The organism is Curtobacterium sp. MCBA15_007 (assembly GCF_001864905.1).
Lineage (GTDB): Bacteria > Actinomycetota > Actinomycetes > Actinomycetales > Microbacteriaceae > Curtobacterium > Curtobacterium poinsettiae.
Genome location: NZ_MJGM01000014.1, coordinates 71,064 through 94,805, shown reverse-complemented (window position 1 = coordinate 94,805; position 23,742 = coordinate 71,064). Strand labels below are relative to the sequence as shown.

24 protein-coding genes are annotated in these 23,742 nt (G+C 68.1%); 5 read left to right on the top strand and 19 right to left on the bottom strand.

Annotated features, from left to right (window positions below):
* Positions 1-16: 16 nt before the first annotated feature.
* Positions 17-1,342: an extracellular solute-binding protein gene (locus BIU95_RS07850; protein WP_071251310.1), complete on the bottom strand. Its 1,326-nt coding sequence runs from the start codon at positions 1,340-1,342 to the stop codon at positions 17-19.
* Between the two features lie 44 nt (positions 1,343-1,386).
* A complete protein-coding gene (locus BIU95_RS07845; RefSeq protein WP_071251308.1) occupies positions 1,387-2,430 on the bottom strand; it encodes a hypothetical protein in 1,044 nt (347 codons plus the stop codon).
* A 187-nt stretch (positions 2,431-2,617) separates the two neighbouring features.
* Between BIU95_RS07845 and BIU95_RS07840 the strand changes: the two genes are divergently transcribed.
* The gene (locus BIU95_RS07840) at positions 2,618-3,670 is read left to right on the top strand and encodes a LacI family DNA-binding transcriptional regulator (RefSeq protein ID WP_031259559.1); all 1,053 of its coding nucleotides are present in this window, start codon (positions 2,618-2,620) and stop codon (positions 3,668-3,670) included.
* 223 nt (positions 3,671-3,893) lie between these two features.
* Entirely contained in the window at positions 3,894-4,358 is a 465-nt protein-coding gene (locus tag BIU95_RS07835) for a hypothetical protein (RefSeq protein WP_139179699.1), read from the top strand.
* Positions 4,359-4,494: 136 nt separating this feature from the next.
* On the opposite strand, the gene BIU95_RS07830 is transcribed toward BIU95_RS07835, so the two are convergent.
* The 10 genes from BIU95_RS07830 to BIU95_RS07790 form a co-directional block, all read right to left on the bottom strand.
* Positions 4,495-5,730 (bottom strand): acyl-CoA dehydrogenase family protein, encoded by a 1,236-nt coding sequence (locus BIU95_RS07830; protein WP_071251306.1) that lies wholly within the window; start codon positions 5,728-5,730, stop codon positions 4,495-4,497.
* A gap of 416 nt (positions 5,731-6,146) precedes the next feature.
* The gene (locus BIU95_RS07825) at positions 6,147-6,572 is read right to left on the bottom strand and encodes a hypothetical protein (protein ID WP_071251305.1); all 426 of its coding nucleotides are present in this window, start codon (positions 6,570-6,572) and stop codon (positions 6,147-6,149) included.
* A 96-nt stretch (positions 6,573-6,668) separates the two neighbouring features.
* Positions 6,669-7,487 (bottom strand): CPBP family intramembrane glutamic endopeptidase, encoded by an 819-nt coding sequence (locus tag BIU95_RS07820; protein WP_254783320.1) that lies wholly within the window; start codon positions 7,485-7,487, stop codon positions 6,669-6,671.
* A 194-nt stretch (positions 7,488-7,681) separates the two neighbouring features.
* On the bottom strand, positions 7,682-8,095 hold the full coding sequence (locus BIU95_RS19210; RefSeq protein ID WP_368086288.1) for a DUF1648 domain-containing protein: 414 nt from the start codon (positions 8,093-8,095) through the stop codon (positions 7,682-7,684).
* Between the two features lie 11 nt (positions 8,096-8,106).
* The gene (locus BIU95_RS07815; protein ID WP_083389297.1) at positions 8,107-9,069 is read right to left on the bottom strand and encodes a sporulation-delaying protein SdpB family protein; all 963 of its coding nucleotides are present in this window, start codon (positions 9,067-9,069) and stop codon (positions 8,107-8,109) included.
* On the bottom strand, positions 9,060-9,614 hold the full coding sequence (locus tag BIU95_RS07810; RefSeq protein ID WP_139179697.1) for an SdpA family antimicrobial peptide system protein: 555 nt from the start codon (positions 9,612-9,614) through the stop codon (positions 9,060-9,062). The genes BIU95_RS07815 and BIU95_RS07810 overlap by 10 nt, the downstream gene beginning before the upstream one ends.
* The gene (locus BIU95_RS07805; RefSeq protein WP_071251297.1) at positions 9,614-10,159 is read right to left on the bottom strand and encodes a hypothetical protein; all 546 of its coding nucleotides are present in this window, start codon (positions 10,157-10,159) and stop codon (positions 9,614-9,616) included. Before BIU95_RS07805 ends, BIU95_RS07810 begins: the two co-directional genes overlap by 1 nt.
* A gap of 27 nt (positions 10,160-10,186) precedes the next feature.
* A complete protein-coding gene (locus tag BIU95_RS07800; protein WP_071251295.1) occupies positions 10,187-10,744 on the bottom strand; it encodes a hypothetical protein in 558 nt (185 codons plus the stop codon).
* A 292-nt stretch (positions 10,745-11,036) separates the two neighbouring features.
* Positions 11,037-12,086: a methionine synthase gene (locus BIU95_RS07795; protein ID WP_071251293.1), complete on the bottom strand. Its 1,050-nt coding sequence runs from the start codon at positions 12,084-12,086 to the stop codon at positions 11,037-11,039.
* A 37-nt stretch (positions 12,087-12,123) separates the two neighbouring features.
* Positions 12,124-13,080, bottom strand: coding sequence for a putative oxygenase MesX (locus tag BIU95_RS07790; protein ID WP_071251291.1), 957 nt, complete (start codon positions 13,078-13,080; stop codon positions 12,124-12,126).
* A 120-nt stretch (positions 13,081-13,200) separates the two neighbouring features.
* On the opposite strand from BIU95_RS07790, the gene BIU95_RS07785 reads away from it, so the two are divergent.
* Positions 13,201-14,142: a LysR family transcriptional regulator gene (locus BIU95_RS07785; protein ID WP_056069929.1), complete on the top strand. Its 942-nt coding sequence runs from the start codon at positions 13,201-13,203 to the stop codon at positions 14,140-14,142.
* Positions 14,143-14,216: 74 nt separating this feature from the next.
* On the opposite strand, the gene BIU95_RS07780 is transcribed toward BIU95_RS07785, so the two are convergent.
* Together BIU95_RS07780 and BIU95_RS07775 are read right to left on the bottom strand one after the other, a co-directional pair.
* A complete protein-coding gene (locus BIU95_RS07780; protein WP_071251289.1) occupies positions 14,217-15,617 on the bottom strand; it encodes a family 20 glycosylhydrolase in 1,401 nt (466 codons plus the stop codon).
* A 251-nt stretch (positions 15,618-15,868) separates the two neighbouring features.
* On the bottom strand, positions 15,869-16,447 hold the full coding sequence (locus tag BIU95_RS07775; RefSeq protein ID WP_071251287.1) for a hypothetical protein: 579 nt from the start codon (positions 16,445-16,447) through the stop codon (positions 15,869-15,871).
* 207 nt (positions 16,448-16,654) lie between these two features.
* Here BIU95_RS07775 and BIU95_RS07770 point away from each other — a divergent pair, with 207 nt between their 5' ends.
* Positions 16,655-17,170: a GNAT family N-acetyltransferase gene (locus BIU95_RS07770; RefSeq protein ID WP_071251286.1), complete on the top strand. Its 516-nt coding sequence runs from the start codon at positions 16,655-16,657 to the stop codon at positions 17,168-17,170.
* 94 nt (positions 17,171-17,264) lie between these two features.
* On the opposite strand, the gene BIU95_RS18600 is transcribed toward BIU95_RS07770, so the two are convergent.
* Together BIU95_RS18600 and BIU95_RS07765 are read right to left on the bottom strand one after the other, a co-directional pair.
* Positions 17,265-17,405, bottom strand: a complete 141-nt coding sequence (locus BIU95_RS18600) for a hypothetical protein (protein ID WP_156463817.1) — start codon at positions 17,403-17,405, stop codon at positions 17,265-17,267.
* Positions 17,406-17,414: 9 nt separating this feature from the next.
* Complete coding sequence (locus BIU95_RS07765; RefSeq protein WP_071251284.1) at positions 17,415-18,248, bottom strand: ornithine carbamoyltransferase; 834 nt, start codon at positions 18,246-18,248, stop codon at positions 17,415-17,417.
* Positions 18,249-18,519: 271 nt separating this feature from the next.
* On the opposite strand from BIU95_RS07765, the gene BIU95_RS07760 reads away from it, so the two are divergent.
* Positions 18,520-19,788 (top strand): MFS transporter, encoded by a 1,269-nt coding sequence (locus tag BIU95_RS07760; RefSeq protein WP_071251282.1) that lies wholly within the window; start codon positions 18,520-18,522, stop codon positions 19,786-19,788.
* 16 nt (positions 19,789-19,804) lie between these two features.
* Here BIU95_RS07760 and BIU95_RS07755 read toward each other — a convergent pair whose 3' ends face one another.
* The 3 genes from BIU95_RS07755 to BIU95_RS18180 form a co-directional block, all read right to left on the bottom strand.
* A complete protein-coding gene (locus tag BIU95_RS07755) occupies positions 19,805-21,538 on the bottom strand; it encodes a glycosyltransferase (RefSeq protein WP_071251280.1) in 1,734 nt (577 codons plus the stop codon).
* A 3-nt stretch (positions 21,539-21,541) separates the two neighbouring features.
* Complete coding sequence (locus BIU95_RS07750; protein ID WP_017886877.1) at positions 21,542-22,729, bottom strand: hypothetical protein; 1,188 nt, start codon at positions 22,727-22,729, stop codon at positions 21,542-21,544.
* Between the two features lie 281 nt (positions 22,730-23,010).
* Positions 23,011-23,739: a hypothetical protein gene (locus BIU95_RS18180; protein WP_139179696.1), complete on the bottom strand. Its 729-nt coding sequence runs from the start codon at positions 23,737-23,739 to the stop codon at positions 23,011-23,013.
* Positions 23,740-23,742: the final 3 nt, after the last annotated feature.

Sequence of the window (23,742 nt, the reverse complement as noted above, 5' to 3'; positions counted from 1 at the left end):
ACGTCTCCACCGCCGATCACTTGTAGTCGTTGCTGTCGGAGAAGGCCTGGTCGATGGACTGGGCCGCGGTGGTCAGCTGCTCCTTCGCGTCGGCGCCGCCCCAGACCGCGGAGAGCGCACTGGCGAACTTCGAGGTGATGACCGGGTAGCCCGGGGTCACCGGTCGGTAGACCGCGATACAGGAGTCCGTGATCGCCGTGGCGGGGCAGGACTGCTCGAGCTGTTGCCCCCAGAGGGCGAGGGCACCACCGGGCTGGTAGTCGGCCTGCTTGTCGAACACGGACTTCGTCGCTGCCGGAGCACCGTTCGCGTCCGTGATCGCCTTGACGCTGGTGTCGTTGAGCAGGTAGTCCATGAAGGCACCTGCGGCCTTGCCGTTCTTGGTGGCCGAGCTCATGCCCCAGGTCCAGGACCCGGCGCCGACCTTCTCACCCTTGCCGAAGTTCGGCAGCGGCAGGGCCACGAGGTTGCTGCCGACCGCCTTCGAGTAGGCCGGGTAGTTCCAGTGTCCGCTGAGGCTCAGCGCGACGCGGCCGTTCTGGAAGGCGTTGCCGTCCGTGTTCGCGTCGACGTAGGGCTTCCAGGACGCGATGTCCTCGAGGGCCTTGACCGAGGCGGCGGAGTTCATCACACCGGTGGCCTTGTCACCCTGGACGAGGTTGCCCCCGGCAGACTGGACCATCGGCGAGAAGCCGTACGTGCCCCACTCGGCGTTCAGCGACGCTTCGGTGAGGTCGAGCGCTTTCCCTGAGGAGTTCGCCGCGGCGAGCTTCTTCAGCGCCGCCGAGAACTGTTCCGGCGTCCACGCAGTGGACGGCGAAGTCGGGAGCTGAACACCGGCGGCCTTGAGGAGCTTCTTGTTGCCGTAGAGGCCCATCGCCGAGCTGTACTGCGCGAGGCCGTAGAGCTTGCCGTTGTCGGTACCCTCGGCGATCGAGCCGCTCGTGGCGTTGCTGACGGTGGACTTCGACACGTAGTCGCTGAGCGGAGTGAGCTTGCCGTTGTAGACGTAGCTCGCGAGCGTCGGGCCGTCGATCTCGAGCACATCCGGCAACTTGTTCGTCGGGGTGTTCGTCACGGTGCTGGTGTAGGTGTCGCCGGAGATGAGCTTCAGGGTCGCCTTCACCTTCTTCTGCGACGCGTTGAAGCCCTTGACGGCGTTCTGGATGGCCGCGACCTCGGAGTCCTGGCCTTGGTGGCCCCAGACGACGATGCTGCCGGTCCCGCTGCCAGCAGCACTGCTGGAAGCGGAGCCGGAGGAGCAGCCGGTGAGGGCAGCAGCGGCGACCGCGGCGAGGGCGATGACCGTTCCTGTCCGGCGGACGAGGGACGTGGTGTGCATGGTTCTCCTTGAGTGGGATCGGGTGTCGGTCGGTGGGACGGCGCTCAGGGAGCGGCCGTACCGCTGCCGGCGGGGCAGGGTTGGGTCTGGGTCTGGGTCTGGGCCGTGGGCGTCGCTGGACGGAGGGCCAGCCGACCGTCGACGACGTGCACGTCGACCGGGTCGTGCAGGAAGCCGGGCAGGGGTTCTCCGGCGCGGCCGTTCGCGAAGGTCATCAGGACGGGTGAGCCGTCGCGACGACGGACGATCCGGCCCGAGTAGCACGTCACGTCGGTCAGCGGCTCGGCATCCGTCACGTCGAACGGACCGAAGGGCCCGTCGATCGGGACCGACCAGGTGCCCGGTGTCTCGTCGGCGCGTGGATTGGCCGTGCTGAGGGCGTCAGCGGGGCAGGAGAACACCAGGAACCAGGCGCCGTCGACCTGCACGACCTGCGGTACCTCGAGGTGGACGAAGCCCGATCCGGGTGAGGTCAGCGGTGGCTGTACCTCCCAGCGCTCGAGGTCGGTGGACGTCGCGTGTCCGATGACTCCGCGGTCGTCGAGCGCTCCCTCGGTGGAGCGGGCGGTGACGAGCATGTGCCAGAGGCCGCCAGAGGGGTCCTCGTGGACCCACGGGTCGCGCCAGGCCTCTTCCGGGAAGAGTGCGCCGTCGACGTCGGGGTCGTTGCCGAGGGTCTCGTACCAGCGGGGGTCGGAGCGCGTCACAGGGCCGGGCAGCTTCTGCCAGGTGACGAGGTCGTCGGACACGGCGACCCCGACCGTCTCGATGTTGGTGTGGACGGGCTCGTCCTCGAGGAACCGTGTGCCGGTGTAGAACATCCGCCAGCGGTCGTCCTGGCCGCGCACGACGCTCCCGGTCCAGGTCGTCGTCCCGTCGAACGCGTTGTCGGGACCGGGCCCGAACGGTCCGTCCAGGATCGCCCAGTCGACGAGGTCGTCGGAGACGGCATGACCGATGCGGGCTGCACGGTGTCGACGGTGCTCGTCGCCGAGTGACCGCGGTGCGTGGAGGAAGAACACGTGGTGGCGGTCGCCGTCGTCGGCGAACCAGAAGTCCCACACCCAGTGGTCGGGGAGCCTCAGCACGGGAGCACCGTTGCCCGGAAGCGGCGTTGGCCGTCGGTCGAGGGAAGGTCGTGCACGGGGTTCCACCACTCATCATCGAGGGGTCCACCGCCATGGTGAACCGGTTAAGCACGTATGGTGTACCGGTTCACCACGGTCTGTCAAGCCCGTATGCTGGAGAGGTGCGAACAATGACGACGAGGTCGAGATGAGCGCCCGTCGAGTGACGCTCTCCGACGTCGCCGCTCGCGTCGGGCTGTCCAAGGCAGCCGTCTCGCAGGTGCTCAACTCCCACCCGGCATCGCGCGTCTCCGTCGACGCCGCAGCCCGCATCCGTGCCGCAGCGGGTGAACTCGGTTACCGACCGAACCTCACTGCACGGTCACTCACCACTCGCCGGTCCGGTGTCATCGGACTCGTCTCCGAGGCCATCACGACTGACCGGTTCGGGTCGGGCATGATCCGCGGCGCCCTCGCCGAGGCGAAGCGCCAGGGATACGTCCTCTTCATCACCGAGACCGAGGACCAGCAGGCCGGGATCGTCTCGTCGTTCGGTGTGCTCGTCGACCACCAGGTGGACGGGCTCATCTACGCTTCGATCCGACCGCACGCCGTCGAACTCCCTGAGATCAACGCGGACATCCCCGTCGTCATGCTCAACGCAGTCGCATCCCGTCCGACCGCCACCGTCCTCGCCGATGAGCACGCCGGCGGCGAGTCGATCGTGCGGCTCCTGCTCGACGCCGGCCACACCGAGGACGTCGTCATCATCGGCCGCGATCGGTCCGTCCGCCCGGCTTGGACCACCCGCGCGATCGAACGGCGCCTCGCCGGGATATCGGCGGCCCTCGCGGCCCACGACGTCGTGCCGATCAGTGAGATCGACATGCCCGAGTGGGATCCCGACCACGGCTACGAAGCCATGCGGGGCCTGCTCGCCAGCGGCCGTCGCCCTGGAGCGGTGATCGCCCTGAACGACCGGCTCGCCTTCGGTGTCTACCGTGCGCTGACCGAAGCGGGACTCCGGGTCTCCGAGGACGTCTCAGTCGTTTCCTTCGACGACGACGACATCGCGTTGTACCTCGAACCGACCCTGACCACCGCGGCGCTGCCGTACGAGGAGATGGGGGCCCTGGCGGTCCGCATCCTCCTTGACCCGGACTTGACCGTCGGTGAACAGCTCGTCCCGATGCCGATCCGGGTACGCGGTTCGGTGTCCGCAGTCCCGCAGGAGCTCAAATCGTTCGACAGGCCCCACTGAGTCGTCCAGCGACGGTCCGCGGCTCGGGACGTGCGGTCGCAGCCTGGGCCGAGCGGGCATCTCGTTCGTCGACGCCATGGTCCGTTCGGCGAGCGCCGAACCGCGAGCTGCCAACGTCGGACCAGGGGGGGTGTGATGCCCCGACGAACCCACGTGTGCCACGCTCAGAGGAGCGCGGATCACGATCACCTCTGTCGCCGACGAGCACGTGGAGGAGCCCGCCTTGATCATCACGAAAACCAACGGGTCGGTCAGCAGTGTGCTGAACGACACGTTCCGACCGCTCCCGGACCAGGTGCGACGTAGCCTCGGCCTTCTCGACAACGACGACCACTTCGCGTGGCTCGTCTTCTCCGCGCCGATCGACGACCAGACCTGGCGCGCCGGCCCGCAGGCGGTCATCGACGAGTACGGCGGCTCGTACCTGCAGGCCGGTGGCACCGCGGAGAAGATGAGCGTGGAGCTGCGCCGCCGTGAGGACGACGGCGAGTACCGCTTCTCCATCGTCGGCCGTGCCCACGATCTGTCGGAACCGCTCACGGAGACCATCGACGTGCAGGCGGCGCACGAGCCCCGGCATCCAGCCGAGCTGTTCACGGCCGACCAGGCTGCGCCGGTGTTCATGCACTACGTCGAACACCAGACGGTCCCCGACGGGTACACGCTCCGTCTCATCGCCGACATGTAGATGGTGGCGACGCCACCGTCGCGTGTTCGCGACCGTGTACCGGACGGGAGGCGCGGTGCCAGCTGGCACCGCGCCTCCCGTCCGTCGTGTGTCACGAGATCGCGTGCAGTCACGCGGCCAGCTTCCGGTGCAGGCGTCACGAGGTGCGGGTCGCACCGATCGCCCAGACGCGGGGCGGTTCGGCACCGTTGACCGCGTGGTCACCGATGATCCGCGCCTTGAACACCCACGGGTTGTGGCTGCCGGCGGTGCGAGCGTTCCGCCAGTGCCGGTCGAGGTTCTTCGTCGTGCTCACCCCGGACGCCGCGAGCGCGTCGAACAGGTGCGAGGTCGCCGTCGTCGCCAGCGTGGTCAGCGCCACCTGCGCCTGCGCGGTCGCGAGTTCGGCGCGGTCGTTGCGGCGCTCGTCCTCGGCTGTGTCGAGCCCGGCTCCCTCGTACGCACCCTGCAGGGCCGCGGCGGCCCGGTCGACGATGGCGGTGGCGGCGAACCCGGCCGCCGACACCTCGCCGACGACCTGGAGGATCTGCGGGTCTGCCGCGAACGTGTCGGCGTTGCCGTGGGAGAAGACGCGGGTGCGGTTGCGGACCTCGCGGGCGATCTCCCGTTCGGCTGCGAGTACGGACCCGGCGAGGACGCTCAACAGCACGCCCTGGTAGAACGCCGTCTGGTACTTGAACCGCTCGTCGAAGGGGATCACCCCATCGGCCTGCACGACGGCGTCGTCGAAGGTGCTGGTACCGGAGCCGGTGGTGCGCTGCCCGAACCCGTCCCAGTCATCGGTGTGCGTGACCCCGGGCTGGTGCGCGTCGACGATCGCGATGACCCGCTCGCCGGTGTCCGTGCGCTCAGCGTAGGTGTCGATCCAGTCGGCGAAGATGCTGCCGGTCGAGTAGTACTTCTGGCCGGTGATCCGGAACGTCCCGTCCGCCTGCGGGGTCACCTTCGTGATCACGTCGCCGACCTGCACTGACCCGACCTCGGTCCACGAGTTGCCGGCGATCTCACCGCGGCCGAAGCGGTCCAGCCACCCTTCGCGGTCTCCGGACCGGGCGACCAGCCGATCCTCCACCAGCGCGAAGTGACCGCGGAGCGCCTGGGGGATGTTGCTGTCAGCAGCGGCGAGTTCGGTCAGCAGGCGGAACAGCTGGGGCAGGGTCGCCCCGGCTCCGCCGTGGGCGACGGGGACGCGGACGGCGCCGAATCCTGCGGCGGCCAGTTCGCGGATCTCCTCGAACGGGAGGCGGTGGTCGCGTTCGCGCTCGGAGGCGCCGGCAGCGATGCGGTCGAAGATCGGACGGAAACGGGCGAGGAGCTCGTCGTCGGCGCCCTCGTCGATCGTGCTGTCGGCGGTCTGGTTGCTGATGGTCACGAGGACTCCTTCGTGGTCTGGGCTGCTACCTGTCGCGTGGTGTGGCGCCGGGTGGTGTCGATTCGTCCGGTGTGGGCGGACAGCCCGACCAGATGTGCGCCATGGCGAGACTGTGGCATCGCCGAACGCCCGCGAGAAGGGTTGTGTCGATGTGTGTCGGAGGGTGACTTCCCATGACACGTGACCACGCTGCGACGAGGTGGGGGTTCGCAACAGCCTCATCGCGGTGCTGCGCGTGTGTGATGGCCGCGGAGCCCGTCGGACGAAGACGGGCATGCTCCTCCGAGAAACCCGCGTCGGCCACGCTCAGAGGAGCGCGCATCATCGAGGGAACACGCGCTCGCCAGAGGACTGGCCGCTGCCTTGCTTGGTGTGGGCGATAGCCATGGTCTCGGCGCCGTTCACCCCAGTGGCGTTCAGGCCGGCGGGGTCGTCCCTGCGCCTTCGGTGTCGTCTGCGCCCGCAAGACCTGTCCCGGCCTGATCGAGGTTCTCGTGGGGGTCACCCATGTCCCCGGTTGCAGCGCCGGTGTGGGACAGCCCGAAGTGTTTGCGGACGGCGTTCGCCTCGGCGGGGGACAAGGTGCGTCCGGCTCCGAGGGACGGCGCGTCCTTGATCGCGTCCTTCGTGTACCCGACGTGCACGTCCGTGCCGTCGAACGTGGCGTCGTCGGCGGGGACGAGCGCCTGGTGTCGCCCGAGCAGTCCCGTCGCGACACAGACGTAGGCCGCACTGCCGTCCTCGTCGGAGGGGAACACCTGAACGACCTTGCCGACTGACACGCCGTTGCGATCCCGGACAGTCGCACTCTCGACCTGGTGGATGACGCCCTTGGTGATCATGACCGTAGTCAACGCCCTCGAATCTGACGCTTCGCAGACGCCGACCTTCAGGCCGGAGGGACCCGACCCTCCGGGTCCGAGGCTGCGGTGGTCCGCTCAGTCCCTCGGGCGTTCGCCCGGCGACTGGAACAGCTCGGTGCTGCGGACCACGGGCCTGCCCAGTTGCGAGCCGTGTCGCTGGCGAAGTCGAGTTGCCCGCAACACGCACGCCGCGATCAAGAGCGCCATGACGACCCATCCGGTGATGGCGAGCGGCCCGACAAGGCGTTCGTCGAAAGGCGGGAAGAGCATGGACTGGTACGAGGCGAAGCTGTTGAGTGCCGCATGGGCGAGCACGCAGGGCAGAAGCGATCCACTCGCAAGCCGAAGCCAGCCGATCAGCACGCCCGCGCCGACACAGCCGATCATCATCATGATGATCCCGAGGGGATTGCGTTCCTCGTAGTTCAGGCCGAGCAGGATCGCGGGAGCGTGCCAGAGACCCCAGATCGCGCCGCTCACGCACAGCGCCCATCCAGTGCCGAGCGGCAGCAGTTTCGGGAGGAGCCAGCCGCGCCAACCGACTTCTTCGCCGGTCGCAGCGATCGCGGTGATGGCAATCCCGATCGGGAGGTTCAGCAGTTGCAGCAGCGCCAGGAGCGCCATCGGCATCGGCGGTTGCTCGCCCGTGACTCGAACGATGAGTTCTTTCGCCATGGAGTGTTCGGGGTCGAGCTGCACCCACCCGAACAGCATCCCGAGGCCCCAGCTGCCGGAGATCAGCACAGCAGCTCCGGCGATGCCTGCGAGAGCGAAGCGCCAGCCTCGACGCGTGAAGAAGCCAGCCAGCCCGAGCGCAACCAGGATCGCTTTCCCGCGGCGACGTTCGAGCGTGACCGCGACCAGCAGCGCTGCGAGGCCCGGTGTGAACATCATCGCCACGGTCGCGATGTACGCACCAGGGTTCCCGACGGGGTCCGAGAGGTCCGCGCTCGCCTGGATCGCTGGCCAGAGCAACACCCACGCCGCACCGTAGGCCAGGCACACGAACACGCTGACCGCACCCCACCGAGTGCCCCGCGACCTCCCAGCTGCGGTCTCGCTCTCGTTCTTTCGCGCCCTGATCTCCCTCATGGTGCCTCCTTGTCGAGTCGTAGCAGCCAGTACGGAACGACTGCCCACGCCGGGCCCGCCAGGATTGCCCACCAAGCTTCTGGTGCCAAGGTCGAGGCCGCGACTCCCGCGATGATCAGCCAACTGATCGCCACAGCGGCGATGAATCCAGCGGTGACCGCGCAGGCGATCCGACCTTTCCGCCGCTCTCGAGCGAAGGCAGATCCGACCGCAGCGACGAGAAAGAGGGTCTGCACGGCAGCGAGAAGGCTCACCGTCCCCAACGGGGTCCCGTATCCGCCTGGGCTGCCGTCAGGACCGAAGGTCGTAGCGATCCGATCGGGGAGTCGGTTCCACCACGCACTCGTGACTGCGATCTCGATGAAGACGGGGACGGCCGCGGCGAGGGAGCCAAGAGACGCGCTACGCACGTGCTGCGCGCTCACCGGACCCCAGCGCCATTCACGCTAGGGCTGTGCACGGTACCGTGCTGCCTTCTGCCGAGGCGGGACCAGAACTGGTGCGTCTGCTCATGCGGCGTGTACGGCATCGCGGCGATGCCGACGATCGCAATCATGATCAGCCCGAAGCTCCAGAGCCCCATCGTGATGATGATCGCCCCGTGCAGCACCACGCACAGGACCAAGGCAATCGAACGACTTCGCGGGCCACACAGAATCAGCACACCGATCGCGATCTCCACTATCACCGCACCCCAGGTCACGCCCACCGTCACAGCGGGCAGCGTTGTTGCAGCTTGTAGGACAGGAGCAAGCGGTCCGCTCGCCCCGAAGAACGGGTCCCGAAGGACGTAGTACTCGGCTGTGCCGTTGACCCATTCGGGCGCGAACAGCTTGGCGATCGCGGCGTTGAAGTAGATCGCAGTGACCTGCACTCGCATGACCATGAGACCTGCGAGCGCCACTTGTCGGCGCCAGTTCGCAACGGTATGCGGCGGACCGAGCAGCCAGCGACGTCGGTCGGCGAAACTGACGGCGACGAGGAGCAGGGTGCACACCGCGGCCGCTTGGTCGCCCCCGTCGGGGAGCGAGATCGACCCAGCGATCGAGAACGCAACCCACGCGTGCAGGATCGCCATCACGGTCGGCGCAACCCCAGCCGCAACCCCGATGAGGATCATGACCATGGCGGATGTGACGAGCGCATCGGGCAAGGATCGTCCAAGGCAGTATGTCGAAGCGTTTCGAAGCCCATCACAAACCGGTCCGGCTCCGCTTCCCACCAGAGTCTGCATCAACGCGTCGTACGGCGTTGCCACGAGGATCGTGAGTTGAGCCAGCACGAGCGTCCCGCGAAAGCCGCTGAAGCGGAGCGTCTGAAGGTCCAACCCGCGGAGAGTGCGCCGCAGTCGGGGAGCGCTCACCTCAGCAAAGATCAGTTGCACGACACCTCCACACGTGCAGCCTGCAGCACCCGGAAATTCGGGAGATCGAAGCTACGGAACTCGAACGGAGTCGCCTTCTCCTGAGCGAGGAGGAGATCTCCGCAGAGAGTCTTCCGCTTCGCCCCATTCCTCAGAGCCTGCGGTCGCTCTTCGGCTGCCTGCCGGATGCACTTCTGAGACGCAGACTTGTCCACGCACTTCTTCCAGTTCGCCACCTGCTGATGCAGCGCTGCTAGCTCAGGACCCTGCGCACGCTGCGCGCGCGAGACGCCGAACATGTTCGCTTCTTTGCCTTGCGGCAGCGAAAGCGCCGATTCGCTTGTCTGCGTGCGGTAGGCGACGTACTGCCGGCCCTTTGACGACGCAGTGAAGAACTCCCAGCGCTGTGGCGCTATCGCCAGCACAGCATCTCGGACCGCCACGGCGACAGGTTCACGACTCGACAACGCGTGTGGGGACAGCGACTGCACGATGGTGAGCGCCGTCCAACTCATCAGCACCACGACCGTCGTGGCGAACGGCCAGAGCGCTCGTTCCGAACTCATCACCGCAGGGCGAGAGTTAGCTCCGAGGCAAAGGCAGCACTCGAATCGCGGTTTCCTGACTTCGGCCACAACTTCACCTTCACGGAAACAGCCGCCCAGACCAGGACGCCGACTGCGACGACGACGAGGCACTTGCCGTCGCCGGTGATGGTGGCAGAGTCCGAGGTGGCGATGAGGTTGGTCGCGGTTTCAAATGCGTGCAGCGCATCGAGCACCCGGTACGGGTCGCCGCTCTGCAGCGGGACGGTGATGTTGTCGTGAAACTGCGGGTAGGCGTTCTGGTACTCCTTGGTTACGGCGGAGATCTGCGCAGCTGTCAGCTTCTGCTCGCCGCTCGGTACGTACTTGACAAGCTCTGGGTGCTCAGCGATGACCCGCCCCTGCCCGGTGAACAGCTCGATCACGTTCCGATCGGAGAGCGGGGCTCGCTCGGCGGCGAGGTGATGCGTCGTCGGTGTTGCTGCCTGGGCAGGCAGCGCCGGCACCGTGATTGCAGCGGAAACGGTGACCATCACGGCCGCAGCCGCGATCATGATCTTCGACATCGAAGGTTTTTCCTCTCGAGGTTCTTGTCAGTTGCTCGACGGCAAAGCAGCCGTCAGCTCGGCCGCGAACTGTTCCTCGGTCAGGGCGGAGCCGGATCGGCCCGCGACCCAGACAAGGACGCCCAACCACAGCGTTGCAGCGACAGCAACGGCGACCAGCAGGGCGCACTTGCCGTCGCCGGTGATGGTGGCGGATTCCGAGGTTGCGATGCGTTCGGTTGCGGTTTCGAATGCGTGCAGCGCGTCGAGAACTCGGTACGGGTCGCCGCTCTGCAGCGGGACGGTGATGTTCTCGTGAAACTGCGGGTAGGCGTTCTGATACTCCGCAGTCACGGCGGAGATTTGCGCAGCTGTCAGCTTCTGCTCGCCGCTTGGTACGTACTTTGCAAGCTCCGGGTGCTCGGCGATGATCCGTCCCTGGCCGGTGAACAGCTCGATCACGTTGCGGTCAGAGAGCGCAGCCCGCTCGGCAGCGACCTGATGCTGCGTTGTCGGTGACGTTGCGTGGGCCGGTAGCGCCGGCACTGTGGCTGCAGCGGAAACGGTGACCATCACGGCCGCAGCCGTAATCATGAACTTCGACATCGAAGCCCCCTTCTCGCGCGGCCCCTCCGCGCTCGGTATGAACGTACATGATGTGAAGTTTGAAGCGCAACATATTGACTGATGGAAAATACGACGCTTGTAAAACCCGCTAACGCTGTTCGGGTTCGGGTTCGGGTTCGGGTTCGGGTCGCGACACCAGTACCAACGCACCCTGTCGTCCGGGGGGAAGCCGCGCCTCCAGGCCGGATCGGGAGCCGCGCACGCGGCGGACGCAACACGAACGGCGACTCTCCTCCTTCCGGAAGAGAGCCGCCGTGGTGTCTCGCAGTGGTCAGCGCCCCGACGGGACCGCCGCGCCGACGAGCTCAGCCCGGACGATGTCCGCTCCCGCGGACAGTGCGCCGAGCTTGTCCAGCGCCGCGCCCCGCGCCAGGGGTGCCATCCCGCAGTTGGAGCTGGGGATGAGCTTGTCCGCATCGACGAACTCGAGCGCCCGACGCAGCACCTCCGCGACCTCTTCCGGGGTCTCCACGGTCTCGGTCGCGACGTCGATCGCCCCGAGCATGACCTTCTTGCCACGGATGAGCTCGACGAGTTCAAGCGGAACGTGCGAGTGGATGCACTCGAGCGAGACGATGTCGATCGACGACTGCTGCAGCAGCGGGAAGGACTGCTCGTACTGCCGCCACTCGGCGCCGAGGGTCTCCTTCCACTTGTTGTTCGCCTCGATGCCGTAGCCGTAACAGATGTGTACGACGGTCTCGGCGCGCAGGCCCTCGGCTGCGCGCTCGAGCGCGGCCACGCCCCAGTCCTGCACCTCGTCGTGGAAGACGGTGAAGGCGGGCTCGTCGAACTGGATGATGTCGACGCCGGCGTCCTGCAGTTCCCGGGCCTCTTGGTTGAGGATCGTGGCGAACTCCCACGCCAGCTTCTCGCGGCTCTTGTAGTGCTGGTCGGAGAGCGTGTCGATCATCGTCATCGGGCCGGGGAGCGCCCACTTGATGGGGCGATCCGTCTGAGCCCGCAGGAACTTCGCGTCCTCGACGAAGACCGGCTTCCGACGGCTCACGGCACCGACGACGGTCGGGACGGCCGCGTCGTAGCGGTCGCGGATGCGGACGGTTTCCTTGCGCTCCAGGTCGACGCCGTCCAGGTGCTCGATGAACGTCGTGACGAAGTGCTGGCGGGTCTGCTCGCCGTCGCTGACGATGTCGATGCCACGGCGCTCCTGCTCGTGGACGGCGGACCGGAGGGCGTCCTGCTTGCCCTCGGTCAGTGCCGCACCCTGCAGCTCCCAGGGGGACCAGAGCCGTTCGGGCTCGGCGAGCCAGGACGGTTTCGGCAGGCTGCCGACGATCGAGGTGGGGAGGAGAGAACGCATGGGTGTGATGGTCCAGTCAGTCGAAGGGCAGAGGAAGTCAGCGCGCGAGGGCGAGGTCAGCCCACCGGGCGAGGCGTGCGTGGTGCGGCCGCACCAGGTGTTCCTCGGTCCACCGGCCCTGCGTGATCCCGAGGCGGCTGCGCTCCTCGCGGTCGTACGTCACCGGGGTCGGCGTGAAGTCGGTGTGGTCGAGGGTGGGGCGGTAGGTGCTGCCGGCCGGGGTGTTCGCGGCGTAGACCTCCGGGCGGTAGATCTTCTGGAAGGTCTCCATGGTGGCGATCGTGCCGACGAGCTGGAGGTCCGTGTAGTCGCCGGTCAGGTCCCCGCGCGTGTAGAACGCGAGCGGGGCAGCCGCCCCGGCGGGCTGGAAGTACCGGACCCGCATGCCCATCCGGCCGAAGTAGTCGTCGGTGAGCGAGGAGTGCTCGTGCTCGTACTCGGCGCCGAGCACCGGGTGGACGTACCCGTTCCGGCGGTAGGTCTGGCTCGTCGAGACGCTGATGCAGACGACGGGCTCGGCACTGAAATTCGAGTGGAACGCGGAGGACTCCAGGAAGCGCTGGAAGAGTGCCCCGTGCAGCGCCCCGAAGTCAGACGGCAAGCCCGGGGACGACGGCAGCAGCACCGAGAAGTCGTAGTCGCGCAAGTACGACGAGAAGTTGTTGCCGAGGATCCCGCGGTGGCGCTCGCCGGTGTGCTCGTCGACGATCGTGACGTCGAGCATCTCGAGCAGCGGGAACTCGGCGTCCGACCCGCTGTCTGAGAACTCCAGCGCCACCGAGACGATGTCGAGCTGCAGACGGTAGCGGTCGTGCGCCGCGGCCAGCTCGTTCGCGCGCCCGTCGATCATCGCCAGCGCAGCACGGAGGTTCTGCTGACGGCGCTCGCCGCGCGCCAGGTTGGCGAAGTTCGTGGTCAGCCGGGAGTTGCCGGCGGGGGAGTAGTCCTCGTCGAACCGGGTCCGGGTGATGCTGAAGGTGAGGTCGTTCGCCATGGTCGGCAATCTGTTCGTCGAGCGGCCCGTGGGCGCGGTGGGAAGGATGCATCGATCATGGCGGGAATGGTGAGCCATCAGGTAATACCGAGACGCTATGCACTGGTATAGCCTCGGCCTATGGCCCGGGTCTCGAACGACATCACCCTGCAGCAGCTCCGGTACTTCATCGAGGTCGCAACGGAGGGCTCGATCAGCGCAGCGGCCGACCTGCTCTACGTGTCGCAGCCGACGATGTCCGCGGCGATGAAGGACCTGGAGACGCGGATCGGACGCCCCCTGTTCACCCGGTCGGCCCGAGGGGTCGTGCTCACCGTCGACGGCGTCGAGTTCCTCGGGTACGCCCGGCAGGTCGTCGAGCAGGTCTCCCTGCTCGAGCAGCGGTACGTCGGCGGACAGCGGTCGCGTCGGCTGCTCGGGGTGTCCGCCCAGCACTACTCGTTCGCGGTGGAGGCCTTCGTCCGGATGGTCGAAGCGGCGGCTGCGGACGAGTACGAGTTCTCGCTGCGTGAGACGCGCACCTGGGACATCATCGAGGACGTCCGCACCCTGCGCAGCGAGGTGGGCATCCTCTACCGCAACGACTTCAACAAGCAGGTGCTCGGCAAGCTGCTGCGGGACGCCGGGGTCGTGTTCACACCGCTCTTCGTCGCGCAGCCGCACATCTTCGTGGCCCGGCGGAACCCGCTCGCGTCACGGGAGCGCGCGACCCTCGAGGACCTCGCCGACCTGCCGCGGCTCACCTTCGACCAGGGTGCCAACAACTCCTTCTACCTGGCCGAGGAGATCCTGTCGACGATGTCGAGCAAGCGGGAGATCCGCGTCTCGGACCGAGCGACGATCTTCAACCTCATGATCGGCCTCGGCGGGTACACGATCTCCACCGGACTCATCAGCGACGATCTCGACCCCGAGATCGTCGCCATCCCCCTCGACGTCGACGAACGCATCGAGATCGGCTGGATCGCGCACGCCTCGGTTCCCCTGACCGTGCAGGCGCAGGCGTACCTGGACGAGTTGCGTGCGGTGGTCACCAGCTACGGCGTCGAGCCGCTCGGGTAGGCAGGCGGCGCGTCCGGCGGGTCCGGCGGGTCCGGCGGGTCCGGCGATAGGCCTGGAGGCACGACACGCGTCCGTCAGGAGGCTGCGGTCTCGATCATCGCCGTCACGTGCGGTGCGCTCCACCGCAGGAGCGCGTCAGATGGCGGGTCCTCGAGGTCCTCACCCCAGATCGCGACGGCGGCGCCCGACATCGGAGCCGCGAGCAGCGAACCGGAGTCGCCGTCCCACGTCCGGAGTGACCAGTTCTCGCGGAGGTCGGCCACGGTGTACTCGCTGTCGGCCGGGTCGAGGTCGGTCGGTACCTCGTACAGGTAGTACGAGTTGTAGTTGAGCATGTCGATCCCGGCCTGCTGCAGGTCGACCGCACTCGCCCGCCGCGCTCGCCGTTCGCGCCGCTCGGCTGCGTCCTCGGTGTCGCCGTCGAAGCTCCAGTACGTGACGTGGATGCGCGGGTCCAGTCGCCCGACCGCGACCCGATCGATCCCGTCGTTCCAGGCCCAGACCTCGCGGTTGCCGAGAGCGGCCGCCATCGCGTTCATCCACGCGACCCGTTCGGCGGCCGAGACGTCGTCGCCCCACTCATCACCGCCGATGTGCACGGTTCGGCTGGCGGGGAAGGTCCGCTGCACCTCTGCGTACAGCTTCTTCGCCAGCGCGAGGCTCCCGGGCGTCGACGTGTCGAGTTCGTTCTCGCCCGAACGGATGCGGTCGACCCACTTCGTGCCGTGCTGCGCCTCGAGCAGGTCGAATGCCGCAGTCATGTGGCCCGGAGTGTCGATCTCGGGCACGATCGCGACACCCCGCCTCGCTGCGTAGTCGGAGATGGTGCGTGCCTGCGCGGCGCTCAGGAACGGACGACGGGTCACACGGCTCGTGTACACGCCTTCGTCGAGATCAGCGTTGGCGAGGGTCTGGCCGAGCACCGTGCTCTCGATCCCGACGTTCTGGTCATCGGTGAGGTGCAGGTGCAGGAAGCGCCCACCGTCGTCGGCGAGCAGGTCGATGTACCGCTTGATCAGCGCCACGGGGTAGTAGGCGCGAGCGACGTCGAGCATCACGCCCGTCTCCGGACGCGCGCGGGTCGTCGGCTTGGTGGTGACGGTCGCGGTCGACGTGCGGCACTGCTTCGCCGAGTACGCACCGGCGCAGGCGAGGACCGAGTACTCGCCGGCCGTGGCACGGGAGGGCGTCCCGCGGACTGCGGTGACGGACGTGCTCGAACCAGCGGCGAGTGCCTTCACCGCGACCCGGCCGAGTGTGTACTTCTTCGTGCCGGCGGACAGGTACAGCCAAGCGGAGGAAGCCGGCTTCCGCACGGCGGCAGTGTTCTTGATCTTGAGGGTGGTGCGAACGGCGGTGCCGGTGGAGCTGGCGGTGGTCGTCGCGGTGACCTGGGTGACCGTCACCGTCGAGGTGGTCGACCCGGCAGCTGACCCGGCGATCACATCGATGCCGATCAGGGCTGCCGCAGACACCGCGATCGCCAGACCGGCTGCGACGGTTCGTCTGACGTGGTGTGGCGCAGGCGCTGTGGACGATCGGGACGAGGTCCTGTTCTGACGTGCCACCACGCGCTCCCTCTCAGCCCTGCACGTCGTCGACCCGCGAGACGGCGCCATCTTTCTACCGCAGGTGGATCACACGGCGCAGGTTCGTATCCGAACCACGTCGAAGGCGCATCGCGGCCCACCGACATCGCGGTCAAGCGGAGCCGTGAGCCGACCCCTCAACGCACCTCCGCGCTCGACCACAGCTCACGCGCAAGACCCCGGACCCGGCGAAGAACGGATTCCAGGCTGAGGACGGCCGCGACGAGCAGTGTGCCCGCCTGCACGACCAAGAACGCCACGAGCGCCACCGGGACGAACGCAGTGACGATCCAGGCGGCGGCGAGCCCCAGGAGCATCACCGTCAGGGCTCGAACCGCGGCGAACTCCCGCTGGCTGTGGAGGGCGAGCAACCCGCCCGCGGCGAACGCCAACGGGACGAGGGCCTGCATCGCGATCGACACGGGGAGCCACATATGGCTCTCGGTCGCTGGTGACAGCGCGGCCACGAAACCGACGACGGCGACGGCGAGGAGTGCGCGTGCCCCGTCGCGAGTGAGCGCGGCGCCCGCAGCGGCTCCCACCCCGGCCGACACGGAGACCACCGCGACGGTCGTGACGAAGCCCGCCGCGATGAGGTGTGCACTGACGAATCCGAGCAGGTTGTCGATCGCGAGCAAGGCGGCACCGATGGTCGCCATCATCAGGGCGACGGTGGTGGCTCTGCGCACCGAGAGCCCGAATCGTGGCGTGCTCATCGCTCGTCCCCGTTGAGCGGCCTTCGTCATGTTCTTCCTCCACGCGTCGTCGCCGAGATCACGGCGAACCCAGCCAGAGTGCTGCATATCAATACGAAGCACAACCTTGCAGGTGCGATCTGCACCTCGAGCAACTATCGCCATCAGACCACGAGCGCGCGGCGCTTCAGCACCTCTCCGGCGAGGCCGCTCCCGTAGCGTCGTTCCATGGATCGAGACGTACTGACGGTCGAAACAGCCACGTCCGCGGATGTCTCCGCGGCTCAGGCGCTCATCGACGGCGCACGGCAGCGGCTCCGCGCGCGAGGGATCGACCAGTGGCAGGACCCAGTTCCCGACGCCGTTCTCCTGCGCGACGCAGAGCAGGGGCGTCTCTTCGTGGTGCGCCAGGACCAGGTGATCGTGGCGATGGTCACGGTGTCCGACTCCGACCCGGAGACATGGGGAGCGGACAGCAGTCCCGCGGTGTACGTGCACCGGCTGGCTGTTGCTCAGACGCACCGGGGCAGCAGGCTCGGGCAACGACTGCTGGCGTGGGTCGAGGCACGAGCTGCCGACCGTGGGGCTGCTTGCGTTCGTCTCGACTGCGCGACGGACAACGCGGGTTTGCGGCGCTTCTACGACCAGCTCGGGTTCCGGCACGTTCGCGCTGTGACGGTGACCTCCCTCGACGGCGGGCGCAAACTCGCGTCCAGCCTCTACGAACGCGGGTTGGCCCGGTAGCCGATGTTGAGCCGGACGCGAGTCCGACGGCCGCACCGGCGGGTTGTCCCGCCCAACCGGCCCGATGCCGACACGGCCATGACGGCCGCGTGCATCAGTAGTCGGGGTCCTGACGGTCCTGGTCCTGCCAGGGGAGCATCCGACCGGCGACGAGCGCGAGCACGCCCCCGAACAGGTACACGAGCGCGACGGCCCAGCACGGGTTGCGTCGGACAGGCTTCGGCTTCGGCTTCACGCCGCCAACCTACGGCGTCGCGGACGGCAGTTCGAGGCAGTGTGCCATGACGGCTTGCTGGACCGGCAGCAGCGCGGCCTTGAAGGCGTGCCCGACGAAGGCAGGGTGTTCGAGCGCATCGGTGCTGAACTCCCGACCGCGCACGAAGGGTGGACACGGGTCGAGCAGCACCCCTGTCGGCGCGAGGTCGAGCAGGGCCGCGGTGATCCGGAACGGTTCGAGGGCTCGGGCGTGCTGACCGGGGCCGTCGGTGAGGATCACGTCCGCCGACCGGACGGCGGTCTCCAGGTCGTCCGTCCACACGGCACCCGGGGAGGCGAGCTCGGCGGGGCAGCACTGGACCAGATCGAGCTGCAGGACCCGAGCCGCTTCCTGCCACGCCCGAGCGATGTTGCCGTCAGCACCCACGAACAGGTATCGGAGCGACGAGATGTCGCCTCGCTGCCGCAGCGCGTACAGGTCCGACAGCACCTCGCAGGGGTGGTTCTCGTCGGTCATCGCGTTCACCACGGGCAGTGCCGCTGCTGCGGCCAGACCCTCGACGACGGCGAGGTCGTGATGGCGCACGACGAGGATGTCAGCCCACGCAGCCAGGTACTGCGCGACGTCCGTCAACGCTTCCGGCTTGTCCAGCGTGGTGTCGGGGAACACGATCGGCTGCAGGCCCATCAGGGACGCGCCCCGTTCGAACGTGACCCGGGTCCGCAGGCTCGTGGACGGGAAGAACATCACCGCGGAGCCCGCCGTCGCGGGCCCTCGGCCGTCGCGGTAGTCGTCGGCCAGGTCGAAGACGGCGTCGACGTCGGACCTGCTCCAGTCATCGAGCTTGGTGAGCGATCGCATCCCACCACCCTAGGGACGCGCCGGCGCGCCCCCGACGTGACCGGAAGGCGGCCTGGAGGCGCGTGGCGGCGCCGCCACGCGCCTCCAGACCGTCGTGTGGTCGGTCCGACAACGCACCAGCGCCGTCGGCCCCGCTTGGGTGGTTCCCTTTCCACTCCCTCATGGGAAGGCGCGAGCAGGCGTCCTACTGTCGTCTCAACCCGAGGTGCCCCAACGCCGGCTGGGACGTCGGCGGCGGCTGCGGGGCTCGGCGGAGGTGAGGAGGAGAGCGATGCCCCTGCGCGTCTTCTTCCCCCTCGTGTCGCTGACGTACGGGATCGGGAACTGGTTCACCTACCTGGCGCTGATCGTCTACGTGCAGACCCAGGCCGGGTCGACGGCGAGCGCGGGGCTGTTCCTGGCGCAGACGGTCCCGGCACTGCTCGTCGCCGGTCACATCGCTCGAGCCGTTCCGATCGAGGGCGTCCGCAGGGCGTGGATCGGCTGCCAGGTCACCCTGGCCGTGATGACCGTCGGCGCGGCGTTCTTCGTCGAGCACCTGTGGGTGGTCTACGTCTACGCGGGGTCGACGATGATCGTCCGCGCGGTCGCGAATCCGCTCCTGATGTCGCTCGTGAGCTCGTCGGTCACTGCTTCCGAGCGGCCGACGGTGCTCCGCTCGGTGAGCGCGACGTCGGCAGTCACCCTCGCCGTCGCGCCGGCCGTGGGAGGGTCTCTGCTCCCGGTGATCGGGCCGACGTGGCTGCTGCTGTGCAACGCGCTGACGTTCGTCGCCGTCGGAGCAGCCATGTGGGCCCACGGCGGTGTCGGACGCGCGTTGCGGGCGGCTCGCGAACACGGAGCGAGGACGGCGACCGAGGTGCGTCGGGGGAGCTGGTTCCGCTTGCCGGGATTCGCAGCCCTGGTCCGTGTGGAAGGGGCGGATCTGTGGGCCTGGCGACAACCCGCCACGCGGCTGTGGATGCTCCTGCTCATCGCGGGCGCGGTCCTCAACATCATCGAGACGCCCCTCGTGTTCCAGGTGGTGAAGCTCGGTGAAGCCACGTTCGGATGGATGCTCGCCGCCTACGGATGCGGTGGCCTCGTCGTGCTTCTCAGCAACCTGCGACGGAGTCGCGCGCAGGATCTGGTCCCCGGGAACGACCGTGTGCCCACGTCGATCTCAGCAGTGGCGCTGGCCGCAGGCTTCCTGGCGGTTTCGGTGCTCGCCGTGGCGAGACCGTCGGACGTCACCACGGTGGTGACGGCGGTCGGCGCTTTCTTCCTCCTCGGGTACGGATCGAGCTGGCTCTCGGGGTCGTCGCGGGCGTGGCTGAACTGGTCGTTCCAGGATCAGAGCGACACCGTCACGAAAGCGATGTGGACCTGGGCTTCGCAGGTCACGCTCGCGATCAACCTCGTCGTCTACCTGGCGTTCTTCGTCGTCTACTCGATGGTCCCGACCGGAGCGTGGATGCTGGTGCCTGCCCTGGTCGCCTACGGCACGCTCCTGGTCACCCTTGCGCGGACCCGATCGCCACGAACGCTCGTCGTGGGCTGAGCCGAGGGCCTGCCCGTCAGCTCGTCGTGTCCGCCGCAGGCCCCTGTGTCGTCAGCCCGTGCTCCGTCTTCTCCCAGTAGTGCGGCCGGGTCAGGAGCTGCCAGAGCGCCTTGTAGGCGGCGATGGAGTGCAGCGTCCAGTACACGGGGTTCAGGAGCGACCAGAGGATCAGGTGGAAGGTCCCGCGCTTGAACGGGCCCATCATCGACAGGTAGATCATGATCGCGTTGCCGACCAGGAAGTTGAACAGGCACAGCCACAGCACCCACACCGGGAACAGCGCATCGACGGTCTCGCGCGGCAGGAAGAACGTGACGACGGTGAGCGCGTAGAACGGCAGCACGCAGAGGAACGTCGCCGGGGTACCTGCGATGAGCAGGACGAACGCCGCGAACCGGACGAGTCCGATCTCACGGACCAGTGCGACGGGCCGCCGCGCGTGGACGAGGCTCGTCTGCATGTAGCCCTTGATCCACCGGGACCGCTGCCGGATGAAGTTCGGCACCGAGGTGTTGGCCTCCTCCATGGTGGTGGAGTTGATGACGCCCACCCGGTACCCGACAGCGCTCGCCCGGATGCCGAGGTCGGCGTCCTCGGTCACGTTGTAGGGGTCCCAGCCGCCGAGCTCGATGAGCGACGCCGTGCGGAAGTGGTTCGACGTGCCGCCCAGGGGGATCGGCAGGGACGCGTGGTCCAGACCGGCCAGCATGTAGTCGAACCAGTACGAGTACTCCAGCGTGAACATGCGGGTGAGGACGTTCTCGCGGGCGTTGAAGTAGTTCAGCGCCGCCTGCACGCACACCGTGGCCTCGCCACCGCGCTCGAACGCGATCAGTGCCTTCTTCAGCTGGTCGGGGTCGGGGGTGTCCTCGGCGTCGTAGATCACGAGGAAGTCGCCGGTCGCGACGTAGAGCCCGACGTTGCAGGCACGTGGCTTCGTCTGCGGGTGCCCCTTCGGCACGCTGATGACGCGGAAGTGCGGCGGTGGGTTCGCCGCGGCGATCGCGTCCCGTGTCTCCTGGTCCTCTTCCTCGGTCAGGATGATGACCTCGAGCTTGTGTACCGGGTAGTCCAGGCCGCCGAGGTTGTCGATCAGCTGGGCGACGATGTTCGCCTCGCGGAACACGGGGACCAGGACCGTGTACCCGGGCAGGTCGGCGTCGTCCAGAGCGGCGACCTCGGTGTCGGTGATCCGTTCGACGACGTCGTAGCGGGCGCCCTGCGTGGCGACGACGAACTTGAAGCCCGTCCCCGCGAGGAACACGAGGCTCGCTGCGATCAGTGCTGCGATGGCGGTCTGGACGGGCCAGACGATCCCGCACGCCACGGCGATCACGGCGAGGACGATGCCCGAGGCCTTCTGCGACCGCGAGAAGACGACGCGGGCGGAGAGCGTCGGGTTCCGGTCGTGGAGTTCGTTCGCGGCAGCGTCGGCGACGGCGCCGTGGAACTGGCTCAGCACGGCACGGCGGAGCGTCCAGCTGTCGACCGAGACGAACGTGACCGGAGCCCCGAGCTCCTCGGACAGCGCATCGCCGAGGGTGGCGTCGTCGGCTCGGCCGGAGGTGAGGACGAGGATGCTGCCGTCCTGCAGCACGCGCACCGGCATCCAGTCCTCGGCGAGGTACCGCTGTCCGGATCCGGGGCGCTGCAACGCCGGGTCGATCCCCGAGGCCTCGAGTTCGGTGAGCTCGTCGGGTCGGGACGTGGCCGTGTGCCGGCCGAGCCCGGAAGGGTGCGGGGTCGTCACGCGTCACCACCACCCGAGCGATGCACCGATGGCGGCCATCCACTGCAGCGTGATCGGCCGGTTGAACGCAGCCGCCCACGCGATCACGATCTGCGCTGCGCCCACGGCAGCGATCAGGCCACTCACCCGGGTGGTCCGGGCGGCGGGGACCACGGCGATGCCCATCATCGTCATGATGAGGAACACGTTGCCCGCGGAGTTCACCGGGATGAGGCCGCCCACGTAGCCGATGATCAGTGCCCCGAAGACGAACACCGAGATCAGGACCGAGCCGGGGCGCCGGCTCAGCAGCGCCAGGGCGCAACCGCTCACGACCGGGGCGAGGATGAGCAGCCCGTTGAGTGTCGTGACGAGCTCCGGGACGAGCGCCCAGAGCGCGGGGTCGTAGTGGACGGCGTTCTGGAACACCAGCAACGGGTTCCGTCCGAACAGCGCCTCGAGGAACATCACCGCCCCGAAGACCGCGATCGTCGGGAACAGCACGATGAGCACGTTCGACCATCGCGCCCCCGACTCGCTCCGCCGGGCGACGGAGAGCAGTGGGGCGGTGATCGCCGCCGCGACCACGAGGACGAGCCCCGAAGCATCCGCCAACGCCGCGAGCATGAAGAGGATCCCGGACTCGAAGCCCGCCTTGGTGTTCCGGCTGGAGACGAAGCGGACCATGTTGATCGCGCCGATCCCGAACAGTGCGATGCCGAGGAGCGCTTCGAAGTTGCCCGTGGCGGTGTATGCGAAGAGCGGGTTCGCGCCGATCGCGACGAGGAAGACCGTGCTCTTCCACCAGGGGAAGCGTCGCTGGACCATGGCCTCGAGCAACTGCTGCAGCAGGATCCCGGCGACCAGGGCCCCGGCCGCCGCGAGGCCGGCGGCGCCACCGGGGATGAGCCGCACCAGGACCGTGCCCAGCGGCGGGTAGAGCTCACTGAGCCACGAGACGTCCGCCCGGTCCCAACTCAGTGTCGCGACGTGGTCCACGACGGAGCGGTTGACGGTGACGTCGGCCACGGTGGGGTCGGCGCTGACGACGGCGAGGATCAGGAACGGGACGGCGAACGCGAGCCGGAGCAGCCACCGTGCGCCCGCGCGGCTCGGGAACGGTTCCAGCCGTGTGCGCGCGTGGCCGTCCGCACGCGCGGCTTCCAGCTCGCGCCGCAGGGAGCCTGCACGTTCCGCTTCCAACAAGACCACTGGGGCCACCTCACAGCAAGGCCGACTCGGTCTTGTTTGAAATCGATATCCGCGCACGACACGCAAGTCGTGGACGCCGCGGCAGTGCGGACGCGAGCGAATCCTCTCACCTCCAGCCGATCGCCGACCCGGGCCTCGGTCTGTCTGACCGCACGTGACGTCGAGCACGCGGCTGTCGGGTGCTCGTACCGGCCGGTCGAGGCGGTTCGACCGCGTCGTCGAGGCGATCGACGTGTTCGCCTCCCGCCCAGACGCCACCCGTGCGGGCATGCGTTCCGCGGCTATCGTCGAGGTCGCCCGACGGTCGTTCCGTCAGGCCTGACGAGTTCATTCACATCGGTCACTGACGACGGCTCGGGCACCGGATCGAACATCGCCACGCGGAGCGGAACACGACCATCGCAGTTCGGGAGCCCGGCGAACGAATCGACTCGCACCACTCCGTTGCCATCACGCTCGAGCCGGTACTCGACTCCGTACCCGGCATCGAGGCTGCCGAGCGATCGCCCCGGGGTCATGGTCCAGTTGCGCGCCTTGCAGCCGCGGACAGCTGCCACGTCCTCACCGTTGTTCCCGTTGCCCAGTTCGACCTCTGTGGGTGCGAACGGCCAGGGGCCGGCGAAGAGGTCGGTGTCGTGGTTCTGGCGGAGCGTCTCCATCGCCACGCTGGCGAGGCGATCGATGTAGGAAGGCGTCGCGCTGTGAGCGAGTTCGGGGATGCTGAAGTCGTTCCGGTTGCGCGCCACAGCCTCCGCTTCGAGCTCTGCGCGGACTGCTCGTACCCAGGGGTCCTTCTCGAGCGGCCCCGATGGTGCTGCGCCAACCCACCGGACGTCTGGGTAGACGGCCGGGGGCTCGTCTTCGGCGCATCCTGCGAGCGTGAGGACTGCGCAGCCGATCGCAAGCGGCACCCACACCACACGCCGCAGCCGACGACGTCTTCCGCGGCTCGAACTCCCCGATGCCACTGCTGCGAAGCGCTGTGTCCCCGACTTCCCCCAGGTCGCCATGGA